Source organism: Sphingopyxis sp. (assembly GCF_035565275.1).
Lineage (GTDB): Bacteria > Pseudomonadota > Alphaproteobacteria > Sphingomonadales > Sphingomonadaceae > Sphingopyxis.
The window spans coordinates 29,361-43,322 of the sequence record NZ_DATMST010000138.1 but is presented as its reverse complement, the minus strand read 5'-3'; the positions used below and the strand labels follow the sequence as shown (position 1 = coordinate 43,322).

The following is a 13,962-nucleotide window of genomic DNA, read 5'->3' as shown; positions in this document are numbered from 1 at the left end:
AACTACTTCTTTTTCAGCTCGTCGCGGATTTCCGTAAGCAGATCGACTTCGGTCGGCCCCGCAGGCGCATCGGGTGCCTTGCGGATCACGCGGTTCACCATCTTCACCATCAGGAAGATGATCCACGCGAGGATCAGGAAATTGATCACCGCAGTAATGAACGCGCCATAGCCGATCATCGCCACGCCGGCTTTCTTGAGCGCGGCATAATCGGTCGCGGCGATGCCATCCGGAACACTGCCGAGCAGGATGAACTGGCTCGAAAAATCGACCCCGCCAAAGATCGCGCCGACGACCGGCATGATCAGATCCTCGGTCAGCGAGCCGGTAATCGTCGCGAAGGCGCCGCCGATGATCACGCCGACCGCGAGGTCGATGACATTGCCGCGCGCGATAAATTCCCTGAATTCACTCAACATCTTGTCATTCCCCGGACTGTTGACCCCGAACGCCGAAACTGCCGCGTGGATTGCGCAAAGGCAAGCGGCATCCTATTATGTGTATTGTTGCGGCAAAACGCCGCCGGAGGGAGTCTGTGACCATGACCTATCGTAACGCCCGCTGGTTGATCCTGCCCATCGCCGCGATGAGCCTGTCCGCCTGCGGCATCAACAGCGTTCCCACGAAGGAAGAGGCCGCCAAGGCGAAGTGGGCGAACGTCGAGGCGGCCTACCAGCGCCGCGCCGACCTGATCCCCAACCTCGTCGAGACTGCGAAGGGCGCCTCGAAGATCGAGCAGTCGACGCTCGAAGGCGTGATCCAGGCCCGCGCATCGGCGACGCAGGTCAAACTCGGCACCGACGACCTCGAAGACCCTGCAAAGGTTCAGGCATTCCAGCAGGCACAGGGCAATGTATCGAGCGCGCTGGGCCGCCTGCTCGTTACCGTCGAACAATATCCCGATCTCAAGAGCCAGGCGCGCTTCGCCGACCTGATGACGCAGCTCGAAGGCACCGAGAACCGGATCAACGTGTCGGTTCAGGATTATAACGGCGCGGTGCAGGATTATAACACGACGATCCGCACCTTCCCCGACATCATCGGCGCCAAGATCGTCCATGGCGCCAAGCCGATGACGCCGTATCGCGCGGTGACGCCCAACGCCAATCAGGCGCCGAAGGTCGACTTCGGGCAGTAAGTTGGGCATGCCCACGCTTTTCCGTTCGCTGGCAACAGCGGCCCTCACGGGGCTGCTGTTGCTGGCGAGCCCCGTCGCGGCGCAGACCTTCCCCAAGCTCGCGGGCGCCCCCGTCGTCGACCAGGCGGACATCATTCCTGCTGCAGAGGAAGCCGCGCTCAATGCACAGCTTCTGGAACTGGAAAGGACAACGGGCCACCAACTCGTCGTCGCAACGGTGAGCGACCTCGAAGGCAATGACGTCGCCGACTATGGCTACAAGCTCGGCCGCGCTTGGGGGATCGGCGACGAAGCCAGGGACGACGGCGTCGTCTTCCTGATCGCGCCGAACGAGCGGCGGATGAACATCTCGGTCGGCCTCGGCCTCGAGCCCATATTGACCGACGCGCTGTCGGGGCGGATCATCCGCGACGTCGTGACCCCGAAATTCAAGGCTGGCGACATGCCCGGCGGTATCCAGGCCGGAGTCAGCGCGATCGCGCAGCAGATCCAGCTGCCGCCCGAGGAGGCCGCGGCGCGCGCCGCGGCTGCCGACAAGGCCGAACGCGACCGCGCCGACGATGGCAATTGGGGCGGGCTGTTCTTCATCGGCTTTATCGTCTTTTTCTTTTTCATCCTGCCGATGCTCTCCAGCCTCGGGCGGCGCGGCAAACGGCGCAAGCACAGTCCCTGGGGCGCTCCCATCATCATCTGGGGGGGCGACGATTGGGGCGGAGGCGGCGGCGGTTCTTCGTGGGGCGGCGGCGGATCGAGCTGGGGCGGCGGCGGTGGCGGTGGCTTCGGCGGCTTTTCAGGCGGCGGCGGATCGTTCGGCGGCGGCGGCGCCTCGGGCGGCTGGTAGGGGACGCGGGACATGCCAACGAAAGTCAGCCATGTGAACGAGGCCGATCACGATATCGTCACCACAGCGGTCGCGGCTGCCGAGGCGCATACCAGCGGCGAGATCGTCACCGTCGTTGCCGGAAAGTCGAACGATTATGACGACGTCGCGCTCGTCTGGGCCAGCATCATCGCTTTCCTCGCGATGTCGGTTATCGCGCTCTTCCCCGAATTCTACCGCACCCTTTACGACCGGCTGACCGGTGGCTGGGGTCATGAACTTACTGCCAATCAATGGCTTGGGACGGTGATTGCCGTCGGCGTGCTCAAATGGATCGGCATGTGGCTGATTCTGCTATGGCGCCCGTTGCGCATGGCGCTGACGCCGCGATCGATCAAGGCGCAGCGCGTCCGCGCCCGCGCGATCGACCTGTTCAAGGTCGGGACCGAGGCGAAGACGATCGGCCGCACCGGCGTCCTTCTTTACCTCAGCCTCAAGGAACATCGCGCCGACATCGTTGCCGACGAAGCGATCGCCGCAAAGGTCGCGCCCGAAGTCTGGGGCGACGCGATGGCGGCGCTCGTCGAACGCGTTCGCGCCGGCCGGCCCGGCGAAGGCATGGCCGAGGCGGTGCGCCAGATGGGTATCGTGCTCGCCGAGCATTTCCCGCGCGGCAGCGAAAATCCGAACGAACTGCCCGATCGCCTGATCGAACTCTGACAGGACAATCCATGACCCGCCCCTCCCCCGACACCCCCATCGAGACGCGGTGGGAAGGCCGCTTCATCGCGGTCAGACAGCAAGGGACGTGGGAATATGTCTCGCGGTCGCGCGGCATTCATGCCGCGGTGATCCTCGCGATCGATGAAGATGCCGACGGCCGTCACGTCATCCTGGTCGAGCAGTATCGCGTGCCGCTGAAGGTCAGGTGCCTCGAACTGCCCGCCGGGCTGGTCGGCGACGATACCGCGGGCGAAGCGGCCGAGAGTGCGGCGCAGCGCGAACTGGAAGAAGAAACCGGCTATCACGCCGATCATTGGCGCATCGTCGGCGAATTCTACAGCTCGCCGGGGATGGTCAGCGAAAGCTTCACCCTGCTCGTCGCGACCGGACTGACCAAAGTCGGCGATGGCGGCGGGGTCGACGGCGAAGACATCGTCGTTCACCGCATCCCGCTGGACGGCATAGCCGATTTCGTCGCGGCAAAGCGAGCCGAAGGCTGCGGGATCGACGTACGTGTCGCGATGCTGCTCGCGGGCGGGCTGCTCGCCGCCTAGCGCGCGCCGAAACGCCAGCGGAGTAGCGGGCGGGCCAACACAAGGCCGGCGAGAAAGCCGCCGACATGTGCCCAGATCGCGACCGCGCCGAACCCGCCGCCGCCCGCAAAACCGATGAGCAACTGGAGCCCGATCCACGCCGCGGCAAGCCACAGGGCACGGACCCAATGACCGGGGATCGGGCCGATAGCAGGCGCCCGCGAGCGGCTGAAGATCAGCGCGAAGACCGCGATCAGTGCCGAGATCGCGCCGCTGGCCCCGATCATCGGCACCGCCGATGCCGGATCGGCAAGATATTGCGCAAGTGCGCCGCCATAGGCGCCGGCGACAAGCAGAACCGCCATCGCCCTGGTGCCTAGCGGTGCCTCGAGCTGGCGGCCGATGAAGAGCAACACGAGCATGTTGAAGGCGATGTGCAGAACCCCGCCGTGCAGAAAGGCCGACGACAGCGGCGTCAGCACGGCAGGAACCATCGTTCCGGGCGGAAGGATCAGCTCGCTACCGAAACGCGCAGGGACAAACCCCGCGCGCACAATCGCATCGATCTGAAACCCGGTGATCGACAGGAGCACGAAAACGACAACACAGACGAGCGCATAGCCTGTGACGAGCGGTGCGTGCTGCGGCTTCATCGCCCCGACCTCGTCAAATGAATTCGATTTTCGTCACCAGATAATATTTGTCGCCCGCGGGCACGGTGACTTCGATCTCGTCGTCGACGCGGCGGCCGATCAGCGCGCGGCCGAGCGGCGAATTGTAGCTGATCTTGCCGTCCTTCGCATCGGCTTCGGCCTGCCCCACGATCTGGTAACGCACCGGCTTGTCGTCCTCGTCGGCGAGGGTCACCGTCGCGCCGAACACGATGCGGTCGCCCGACAGCGTCGTCGGATCGATCACCTGCGCGCGCGACAATTTGTCTTCGATATCGCCGATCGTCGCTTCGACCTGCCCCTGACGTTCTTTCGCGGCGTGATATTCGGCATTTTCCGAAAGGTCGCCATGCGCGCGCGCTTCCTCGATCGCATCGACGATCAGGGGGCGCTCGGCTTTGAGGGCAGAAAGCTGTGTGCTCAGCTTCTCGTAACCCTCTGCCAGCATCGGTACCTTTTCAACGCTTGCCATTATCCTGTTGTCCTTCGTCAATAATACAGCGCCAGCGAAACTGCGCCGGGCGGCTGCGCCGCTGTTCCGTAAATGTCGGGGGGTGGAGCGGTGCCTTCAATAATAGTCCTGAAGCGGCTTCACTTCAAGACTGTGCGCGCGCAATGCCCCGATCGCCTGGGTCGACGCATCGCTTGCCGCAGCGGTCGTGTAGTAGGCGATATCGGCGGCGAGCGCCGACGCACGGATCGATTGCGAGTCCTGCAGGCTCTGCCATCCCTCGGTCGTGTTGAAGATCAGCTGCACATCGCCGTCCTTGATCCGGTCGACGATATGCGGGCGGCCCTCGGCGACCTTGTTGACGCGCTCGACCTCGATCCCCTGCCCTGCCAGATAGTCGGCGGTGCCGCCGGTCGCGATCACCTGCCAGCCCCAGTCGGTCAGTTGACGCACTGCGCCGATGATACGCGGCTTGTCGCTGTCCTTGACCGATACGAAGACCCGGCCGGCCGTTGGCAGGCGGTCGCCCGCACCGAGCTGCGCCTTTGCAAAGGCGAGGTTGAAATTGCGATCGATTCCCATGACTTCACCGGTGGACTTCATCTCTGGCGACAGCACGGGATCGGTGCCGGGGAAGCGCGCGAAGGGGAAAACCGCTTCCTTCACCGCGACATGCGCGATGTCGCGGTTGATCTTCGGCAGGTCGGCGAGTTTCTCGCCCGCCATCACGCGCGCCGCGATCTTGGCGATCGGCGAGCCCACCGCCTTCGCGACGAAGGGCACGGTGCGGCTGGCGCGCGGGTTGACCTCGATCAAGAAGACCTCGTCGCCCTTGACCGCGAACTGGATGTTCATCAGCCCGCGAACTTCAAGCGCGCGTGCGAGCGCGTCGGTCTGGCGCTCGATCTCGGCGACGATTCCGGCCGACAGGCTGTACGGCGGGATCGAGCAGGCGCTGTCGCCAGAATGGACGCCGGCTTCCTCGATATGCTGGAGCACGCCGGCGACGACGACATCGGTGCCGTCGCAAAGCGCATCGACATCGACCTCGATCGCGTCACGCAGATAGCGGTCGATCAGCACAGGCGAGTCGCCCGACACCTGCACCGCGGTCTCGATATAATTTTCGAGCTGCGCCTGATCGTCGACGATCTCCATCGCGCGGCCGCCAAGCACATAGGACGGACGCGTCAGCACCGGATAACCGATGCGCGCCGCGACGGCGACAGCCTCTTCGCGGCTGCGCGCGATGCCGTTTTCGGGCTGCTTCAGGCCGAGCTTGTTCACCAGCGCCGCAAAACGCTCGCGGTCTTCGGCAAGGTCGATCGCATCGGGCGAGGTGCCGAGGATCGGAATGCCCGCTTCCTCCAGCGCTTGTGCGAGCTTGAGCGGCGTCTGACCACCGAACTGCACAATCACCCCGACGAGTTCGCCTTTCGACATTTCGACGTGCAGGATTTCCAGCACATCCTCGGCGGTCAGCGGCTCGAAATAGAGCCGGTCCGAGGTGTCATAATCGGTGCTCACCGTTTCCGGGTTGCAGTTGATCATGATCGTTTCATAGCCCGCCTCTTCGAGCGCGAAGCAGGCGTGGCAGCAGCAATAATCGAACTCGATCCCCTGCCCGATCCGGTTCGGACCGCCGCCAAGGATAACAACCTTTTTGCGGTCCGACGGGTTCGCCTCATTCTCGGGCTCACCGAAGGTCGGCGCTTCGTAGGTCGAATAGAGATAAGGGGTCTGTGCAGCGAACTCGGCGGCGCAGGTGTCGATCGTCTTGAAGACGGGTCGCACCCCAAGCTTGTGACGCAGACTCCGCACCTCGGCCTCGGTGACGCCGCCGGTCATCGCCTTCACCGCTTCGTGGATCAACCCGCTGCCGTGCGCGGCCGCGCTTTTCGATCCGGGGCGCAGGTTCGCCGACTGGAGCGCGAGATAGGCGAGGCGCTTGTCGGAGAAACCCATGGCCTTGAGCTTGCGCAAGCCTTCGGCATCGCGCGGCAGGCCGTTCTTGCATACATCCTGCTCGGCCGCGACGATCTCGGCGATCCGTTCGAGGAACCACATGTCGTAGCCCGCGACGCGGTTGATCTCGGCAAGCGGCAGCCCTTCGCGGATCGCCTGCGCGGCGTTGAGCAGCCGGTCGGGGGTGCGCTGCGCCAGCTCGTTGCGCAGCTGATCGTGGCTCGCGCCCTTCAGCCGCTCGACGAAGTTGAAGCCCGAGAGGCCGGTTTCCAGCCCGCGCAGCGCCTTTTGCAGGCTCTCGTGGATCGTGCGGCCGATCGCCATCACCTCGCCGACCGACTTCATCGCGGTCGACAGCGTCGCCTCGGCGCCCTTGAACTTTTCAAAGGCGAAGCGCGGGATCTTGGTGACGACATAATCGATCGTCGGTTCGAACGACGCCGGGGTCACGCCGGTGATATCGTTCATGATTTCGTCGAGCGTGTAGCCGACGGCGAGCTTCGCCGCGACCTTCGCGATCGGAAAGCCCGTCGCCTTCGACGCGAGCGCCGACGAACGCGACACGCGCGGATTCATCTCGATCACGATCAGGCGGCCGTCCTTGGGGTTCACCGCGAACTGCACGTTCGACCCGCCCGTTTCGACGCCGATCTCGCGCAGCACCGCGATGCTCGCGTTGCGCATGATCTGATATTCCTTGTCGGTCAGCGTCAGCGCCGGCGCGACGGTGATGCTGTCGCCGGTATGGACGCCCATCGGATCGACATTTTCGATCGAACAGATGATGATGCAATTGTCCTTGCGGTCGCGGACGACCTCCATCTCATATTCTTTCCAGCCGAGGAGCGATTCCTCGATCAGGACTTCGGTGGTCGGCGAGGCGATCAGGCCGCCGCGGACGATATGTTCGAACTCCTCGCGGTTATACGCGATGCCGCCGCCGGTGCCGCCCATGGTGAAACTGGGGCGGATGATCGACGGAAGCCCGGTGCGTTCGAGCACCGCGAACGCCTCGTCGAGCGTGTGCGCGATGCCCGAGCGCGCGCTTTCCAGCCCGATCTTGTCCATCGCGTCGCGGAACTTGATCCGGTCCTCGGCCTTGTCGATCGCCTCGGCATCGGCGCCGATCATCTCGACGCCATATTTCTCCAGCGTCCCGTCGTTGAACAAAGCCAGCGCGGTGTTGAGCGCGGTCTGCCCGCCCATCGTCGGCAGCACCGCGTCGGGGCGCTCCTTCGCGATGATCTTCGCGACGATCTCGGGCGTGATCGGCTCGACATAAGTGGCGTCGGCGAGGTCGGGATCGGTCATGATCGTCGCCGGGTTGGAGTTGACGAGGACGATGCGATAGCCCTCCTCCTTCAACGCCTTGATCGCCTGCGTCCCCGAATAGTCGAACTCGCACGCCTGACCGATAACGATCGGACCGGCGCCGATGACGAGGATGGATTGGATGTCGGTTCTTTTGGGCATTATTTTTTCTCTGTTTCGTCGGCCACCGGCCGTTTCATTTCAGCAATTTGTACCGACAGCTGCCATTCCTTTGCCACAGCAAGGAGGCAATTGATCGAGGATTTCGAATTCTGCTCGATGGGTACGGACAAGGTTCCATATCCATCCGGAGGCGGCATTTCAGTCGAGTATTCCCTAACTTGGCAGCGATGCGCCGACCGTCCCAAAAGCTGCCGAGCTTCGCTTTTCCGTGTCTCAAAGAAGGCCGCCGGAAAATCGTCTTTGATCACTAACCCAAGCTCAGCTTTGGGCTTCGATAGCATCTGTGCCCCGATCCAGCTTGCAGATGCCAGAACCGCACCAATAGTAATCCAGGTCAAGGCTTGGCGCCTCACCGCAGCCCACCGACAAACTTCTCGAACAGATAGAAGCTGTCCTGCGGACCCGGACTCGCTTCCGGGTGGTATTGCACGCTGAACGCATTTTTCCCCGTGATCGCGATGCCGCAGTTCGATCCGTCGAACAGGCTCTTGTGCGTTTCGACCACGCCCTTGGGCAGCGTCGCGGCGTCGACCGCGAAGCCGTGGTTCATGCTGGTGATCTCGACGACGCCATCCTCGGCGCGCTGCACCGGATGGTTCGCGCCGCGGTGGCCCTGATGCATCTTCACCGTCTTCGCGCCCGCCGCGATGCCGAGCATCTGGTGGCCGAGGCAGATGCCGAAGATCGGCACGTCGCGTTCGAGCAGCCCCTGAATGACCGGCACCGCATAGTCGCCCGTCGCCGCCGGGTCGCCGGGGCCGTTCGACAGGAACACGCCCGCGGGCTGATGCCCCAGCACTTCGTCGAGGCTCGCGGTCGCGGGCACCACGGTGACGCGCGCGCCCGCCTTCACGAGGTTGCGGAAGATATTGTCCTTTGCGCCATAGTCGATCGCCACGACATGCGGGCGTTCGCCGCCCTCTTCGGTCGCATAGCCATGCCCCAGCGTCCACGCGCCGCCGGTCCAGTCGCCGGTGTCGGTGCGGCTGACCGCCTTCGCAAGGTCCATACCTTCGAGCCCCGCCCAGCCGCGCGCTTTGGCGAGCAGCTCGTCGATGTCGAATTTGCCGTCGGGGCTGTGCGCGATCACGCCGTTCGGCGCGCCCGCATCGCGGATGCGGCGCGTCAGCGCGCGCGTGTCGATGCCCGCGAGCCCGATGACGCCCTGCTCGGTCATCCATTCGGGGAGCGTCTGGACGCTGCGGAAATTGCTCGGCGCCGTCGGCAGCTCGCGCGTGATCGCGCCGAGCGCACCATGCACGCCACGCTCCATATCCTCAGGGTTCGCGCCGACGTTGCCGATGTGCGGGAAGGTGAAGGTGACGACCTGCCCCGCATAGCTCGGGTCGGTCAGGATTTCCTGATAGCCCGTCATCGACGTATTGAAACAAATCTCGCCCACAGCGGCGCCGCTCGCGCCATAACCCACGCCCCACAGGATCGTGCCATCGGCAAGGACAAGAACACCCGTAGCCCCGGAAGGCTGGGTTTTGGGCGCGACTTTAGGCGCCACTGGGGGGTTGGCAGGTGCCATTCAACATGCTCCGGACGGGGGGCTAAACGGCCGACCAATTAGGCGGCAAAAAAGTGATTCACAAGCTATCGGATTATGAATCTTGCCGCTAGAGAGGGCCTTTCCGAAATTTGCAGCGCATGGGGACACGCATGATTCGTGACGACATCAAGGCTGCGCAGGTCGCCGCGATGAAAGCCGGCGACAAGGCGCGTCTGGGCACCATCCGGCTGATGCTGGCCAAGATCAAGGACAAGGACATCGAACTGCGCACCGGCACCGCGCCGGCCGACGACGATGTGCTCGTCACCGATGTGCTGCAGAAAATGGTAAAGCAGCGCCGCGAATCGATCGCCATGTACGAACAGGGGGGCCGCCAGGAACTCGCCGACATCGAAGCGGCCGAGGTCGTGGTGATCGAGGACTTCCTGCCCGCGCAGCTTTCGGACGAGGAAGCGACGGCGGCGATCAAGGCGATCGTCGTGGAACTCGGCGCCGGGAGCCTCAAGGATATGGGCAAGGTGATGGCCGCGGTGAAGGACCGGCTCGGCAGCCAGCTCGATATGAGCAAGGCATCGGGTTGGGTGAAGGCGGCGCTGTCCTGATCTTCGCCCCACGCGCCCGCTTGCGGGCGTGGGCGGGCGTGGGCATATTTCGACGATGAGCCTCACCCCGCAATGGCTGGACGAACTGCGCTCGCGTGTCACGCTGTCGACCCTCATCGGACGCACGGTGAAGGTCATTCGTGCCGGGCGCGAGTATAAAGCCTGCTGCCCCTTCCATAACGAGAAGACCCCCAGCTTCACGATCAACGACGAAAAGGGTTTCTACCACTGCTTCGGCTGCTCAGCGCACGGCGATGCGATCCGCTGGATGACCGACCAGCGCGGGCTGTCGTTCATGGACGCGGTGAAGGAACTCGCCGCCGAAGCCGGGATGGAGGTTCCCGCCGCCGACCCGCGCGCCGCGAAGAAAGCCGAGGAGCAGGCGAGCCTGCGCGATGTCGTGCAGGGGGCGGCCGACTGGTTCACGCAGCAACTCGGCAGCAGCAACGGCGCCCCGGCGCGCGAATATCTGGCGAAACGCGGTATTTCGGAAGCGACGCGCAAAGCCTTCGGCTTCGGCCTCGCGCCTGACAGCCGGAGCGCGCTGAAGGAAGCGCTCAAGAAATTCCCGACCGCGATGCTCGTCGAATCGGGGATGCTGATCGCGGTCGAAGAGAAAGAGCCTTACGACAGGTTCCGCGGCCGCCTGATGATCCCGATCCGCGATGCGCGCGGGCGCGTCATCGCGTTCGGCGGGCGCATTCTCGGCGACGGCGAACCCAAATATCTGAACTCCCCCGACACGCCGCTCTTCGACAAGGGCCGCGTTCTCTATAACCTCGACAAGGCCTCACCCGCGTCGCGGCAAACGAACCGCATCATCGTGGTCGAAGGCTATATGGACGTCATCGCGCTTGCCGAAGCGGGGATCGCCGACGCCGTCGCACCGCTCGGCACCGCGCTCACCGAAGCGCAGCTTGGGCTGATCTGGCGGATGGTGCCGGTGCCTGTGCTCTGCTTCGACGGCGACGCGGCAGGACAGAAAGCCGCGATGCGCGCCGCGATGCGCGCCCTTCCCCTCCTCCGCCCCGGCTTCAGCCTCGCCTTTGCGACGCTGCCCGCCGGGCAGGATCCCGACGATATCGTTCGCGCCCGGGGCGCCGAGGGCTTCGATGCGATCATCGATGAGACGCAGCCGCTCGTCGAGCGCCTCTGGGCGCATGAGGTCGCGGCAGGGCCGCTTGCGACGCCCGAGGAACGTGCCGCGCTCAAGACCCGCCTGCTCGCCCACGCCGACGCGATCGAGGATGCCGACGTCCGCCATCATTACCGCGAAGCCTTTCGCGAGCGGCTCGATGCGCTGTTCGCACGCAAACAGCCCGAGCGCGGAACACGCCAGCCGTGGGCCCCGAACCCGCCGCGCGGCGGACAATATGGGGGGAGCAATCGCCGCTTCGGTCCCGACCCGCGGTTGCAACCTCCGGCCGATGAAACGCGTTCCATCGGACAGGCCGGGATTTCAGCGCCCTATGTCGCTGCATTGATTGGCGGATTGCTGCGTTATCCCGAGGCGCTCCGGCGCAACGAGGAGGCGCTGACACGGTTGCCGGTGAGCGATTCAGGCGACGCCGAACTGCTCGGGGCAATGCTTGACAACGCAATGCGTCAGGAAGGGCTTGATTGCGAGGGGTTGCTTGCCATATTGGAGCCAATGAAAGTGTATAATAGGGCGACGACATTGCTCAGAGCCGACCGAATGCACTTCTCGTTCAATCGCAGGCTGGACAGCAAGGAAGAGGCCGCAGCGGCGCGGGAAACGGCGCTTCGCGACCTTGACGAATATATCGGCGTGCTCGTGACGCAGCCCGAAATCCGCTCTCGGCTTGCCGAAGCCACCGCGGATTACATGCGCACGATGGACGACGAAGGCCATGCACGGCAGCAAAAGCTGCGCGCGATGGATGAGGATTTGACCCGCCGACTGGCCGCGCTGTCCGAAAGCAGCAGCCAGTAACGACCAACTTTAATGCCCGCAGGCAGGAACAATATATGGCCACCAAAAGCACCGCCGCCGACACCGACACCGACGCTCCGCTGATCGACCTCAACGAGGCCGACGTCAAAAAGCTGATCGCGCGCGGCAAGAAGCGCGGTTACCTGACCTATGACGAGCTGAATGCGGCGCTGCCGCAGGACGAGATGTCGTCCGAGCAGATCGAGGATATCATGTCGGCGATCTCCGACATGGGCATCAACATCGTCGAAAGCGACGAGGATGTGCAGGAAGAAGCCGAACAGGAGCAGGACGACGACGTCGACGTCAGCGCCGGCACCGGATCGGTTTCGAACCCCGCAATCGAAAAGAAGAAGGAAACGGTCGATCGCACCGACGATCCCGTTCGCATGTACCTGCGCGAAATGGGCGCGGTCGAATTGCTCAGCCGCGAAGGCGAAATCGCGATCGCGAAGCGCATCGAGGCCGGCCGCGACACGATGATCCTCGGGCTTTGCGAAAGCCCGCTGACCTTCAACGCGATCATCGACTGGTCGAACGCGCTCAACAACGGCGAGATGCAGCTTCGCGAGATCGTCGATCTCGAAGCGATGCTGTCGAAGGACCCGGCGCCTGAAAATCTCGATGAGGAAGGCGCCGAAGACGACGGCGAGATCAGCGAAAAGACCGCCGGCGTCTCGTTCAAGGACGAGGACGAGGTCGAGGAAGAACCCGCCGCCGATGGCGACGACGAGGACGGCGAAGGTTCGTCGGGCAAGCGCGAGAGCTTCGAAGAGGATGAGGAAGACAACACCCTCAGCCTCGCCGCGATGGAAGAGCTGCTGAAGCCCGACGCCCTCGAAAAGTTCGCGAACATCACCAAGAGCTTCAAGGCCTTCTCGAAGCTGCAGGACGCGCGTCTTGAGTCGCTTTCGGGCGGTGAGGAATTCCCGGCGGCATCGGAAAAGAAGTACCACAAGCTGCGCGAGGAACTCACCGCGCAGGTTGAAAGCGTGCAGTTCCATGGCACCAAGATCGAATATCTCGTCGATCAGCTCTACAGCTACAACCGCCGCCTGACCGCGCTCGGCGGCCAGATGCTGCGCCTTGCCGAACGCCACAAGGTGCCGCGCAAGTCGTTCCTTGACAATTATGTCGGGCGCGAGCTCGAAGAAAACTGGATCGAGGGCGTCAGCGGCATCGACAAAAAATGGGCCGCCTTCGCCGAGAATGAAGCGGGCGCGGTCGACCGTATCCGCATCGAGATTTCGGAAATCGCGCAGGCCGCGGGCATGAGCCTGACCGAATTCCGCCGCGTGGTGAATATGGTCCAGAAGGGCGAGCGCGAAGCGCGCATCGCCAAGAAGGAAATGGTCGAGGCGAACCTGCGCCTCGTGATCTCGATCGCGAAGAAATATACGAACCGCGGCCTGCAGTTCCTCGACCTCATTCAGGAAGGCAATATCGGTCTGATGAAGGCGGTCGACAAGTTCGAATACCGCCGCGGCTACAAGTTCAGCACCTATGCGACCTGGTGGATCCGGCAGGCGATCACCCGCTCGATCGCCGACCAGGCGCGCACGATCCGCATCCCGGTCCATATGATCGAGACGATCAACAAGCTCGTCCGCTGCAGCCGCCAGTTCCTCCACGAAAGCGGCCGCGAGCCGACACCGGAGGAAATGGCCGAGCGTCTGTCGATGCCGCTCGAAAAGGTTCGCAAGGTGATGAAGATCGCCAAGGAGCCGATCAGCCTCGAAACGCCGATCGGCGACGAGGAAGACAGCCACCTCGGCGATTTTATCGAGGACAAGAATGCCGTCATCCCGGTCGACGCCGCGGTGCAGTCGAACCTCAAGGAAACGGTGACCCGCGTTCTGGCGTCGCTTACCCCCCGCGAGGAGCGCGTTCTCCGCATGCGTTTCGGCATCGGGATGAACACCGACCACACGCTCGAAGAGGTGGGTCAGCAGTTCAGCGTGACGCGCGAACGTATCCGCCAGATCGAGGCGAAGGCGCTCCGCAAGCTGAAGCACCCGTCGCGCAGCCGCAAGATGCGCAGCTTCCTCGACCAGTAACGGCGCAAAAAAATCGAAGATCACACGGGCGGCCGCAA

The 13,962-nt window shown here is 63.8% G+C and carries 13 protein-coding genes; 7 read left to right on the top strand and 6 right to left on the bottom strand.

Annotated elements, in window-relative coordinates; all coding sequences use genetic code 11:
- Positions 1-2 precede the first annotated feature (2 nt).
- A complete protein-coding gene (gene mscL / locus VN047_RS09540; protein ID WP_325542088.1) occupies positions 3-419 on the bottom strand; it encodes a large conductance mechanosensitive channel protein MscL in 417 nt (138 codons plus the stop codon).
- Positions 420-535: 116 nt separating this feature from the next.
- On the opposite strand from mscL, the gene VN047_RS09535 reads away from it, so the two are divergent.
- Genes VN047_RS09535 through VN047_RS09520 form a run of 4 tightly spaced genes read left to right on the top strand, consistent with a single transcriptional unit; the run spans position 536 to position 3,235 of the window.
- Positions 536-1,138, top strand: a complete 603-nt coding sequence (locus VN047_RS09535) for a LemA family protein (protein ID WP_414712691.1) — start codon at positions 536-538, stop codon at positions 1,136-1,138.
- 7 nt (positions 1,139-1,145) lie between these two features.
- Entirely contained in the window at positions 1,146-1,979 is an 834-nt protein-coding gene (locus VN047_RS09530; protein WP_325542084.1) for a TPM domain-containing protein, read from the top strand.
- Between the two features lie 12 nt (positions 1,980-1,991).
- Positions 1,992-2,678 (top strand): hypothetical protein, encoded by a 687-nt coding sequence (locus VN047_RS09525; protein ID WP_325542082.1) that lies wholly within the window; start codon positions 1,992-1,994, stop codon positions 2,676-2,678.
- A gap of 11 nt (positions 2,679-2,689) precedes the next feature.
- Positions 2,690-3,235, top strand: coding sequence for an NUDIX hydrolase (locus VN047_RS09520; protein WP_325542080.1), 546 nt, complete (start codon positions 2,690-2,692; stop codon positions 3,233-3,235).
- Here the strand turns inward: VN047_RS09520 and VN047_RS09515 are convergent.
- The 5 genes from VN047_RS09515 to carA form a co-directional block, all read right to left on the bottom strand.
- Complete coding sequence (locus VN047_RS09515) at positions 3,232-3,867, bottom strand: rhomboid family intramembrane serine protease (protein ID WP_325542078.1); 636 nt, start codon at positions 3,865-3,867, stop codon at positions 3,232-3,234. The genes VN047_RS09520 and VN047_RS09515 overlap by 4 nt on opposite strands.
- A 13-nt stretch (positions 3,868-3,880) precedes the next feature.
- Positions 3,881-4,357, bottom strand: a complete 477-nt coding sequence (gene greA, locus VN047_RS09510; RefSeq protein WP_325542076.1) for a transcription elongation factor GreA — start codon at positions 4,355-4,357, stop codon at positions 3,881-3,883.
- 96 nt (positions 4,358-4,453) lie between these two features.
- Entirely contained in the window at positions 4,454-7,774 is a 3,321-nt protein-coding gene (carB, locus tag VN047_RS09505; RefSeq protein ID WP_325542074.1) for a carbamoyl-phosphate synthase large subunit, read from the bottom strand.
- Positions 7,774-8,133 (bottom strand): hypothetical protein, encoded by a 360-nt coding sequence (locus VN047_RS09500; RefSeq protein WP_325542072.1) that lies wholly within the window; start codon positions 8,131-8,133, stop codon positions 7,774-7,776. Before VN047_RS09500 ends, carB begins: the two co-directional genes overlap by 1 nt.
- An 11-nt stretch (positions 8,134-8,144) precedes the next feature.
- Positions 8,145-9,329 carry a glutamine-hydrolyzing carbamoyl-phosphate synthase small subunit gene (gene carA, locus VN047_RS09495; protein ID WP_325542070.1) on the bottom strand — a complete coding sequence of 395 codons (1,185 nt, stop codon included), beginning with the start codon at positions 9,327-9,329 and terminating at the stop codon, positions 8,145-8,147.
- A 131-nt stretch (positions 9,330-9,460) separates the two neighbouring features.
- On the opposite strand from carA, the gene VN047_RS09490 reads away from it, so the two are divergent.
- Genes VN047_RS09490 through rpoD form a run of 3 tightly spaced genes read left to right on the top strand, consistent with a single transcriptional unit; the run spans position 9,461 to position 13,924 of the window.
- Entirely contained in the window at positions 9,461-9,913 is a 453-nt protein-coding gene (locus VN047_RS09490) for a GatB/YqeY domain-containing protein (RefSeq protein WP_325542068.1), read from the top strand.
- A 55-nt stretch (positions 9,914-9,968) separates the two neighbouring features.
- Positions 9,969-11,867, top strand: a complete 1,899-nt coding sequence (gene dnaG, locus VN047_RS09485) for a DNA primase (RefSeq protein ID WP_325542066.1) — start codon at positions 9,969-9,971, stop codon at positions 11,865-11,867.
- A gap of 35 nt (positions 11,868-11,902) precedes the next feature.
- Complete coding sequence (gene rpoD / locus VN047_RS09480) at positions 11,903-13,924, top strand: RNA polymerase sigma factor RpoD (protein WP_325542064.1); 2,022 nt, start codon at positions 11,903-11,905, stop codon at positions 13,922-13,924.
- Positions 13,925-13,962: the final 38 nt, after the last annotated feature.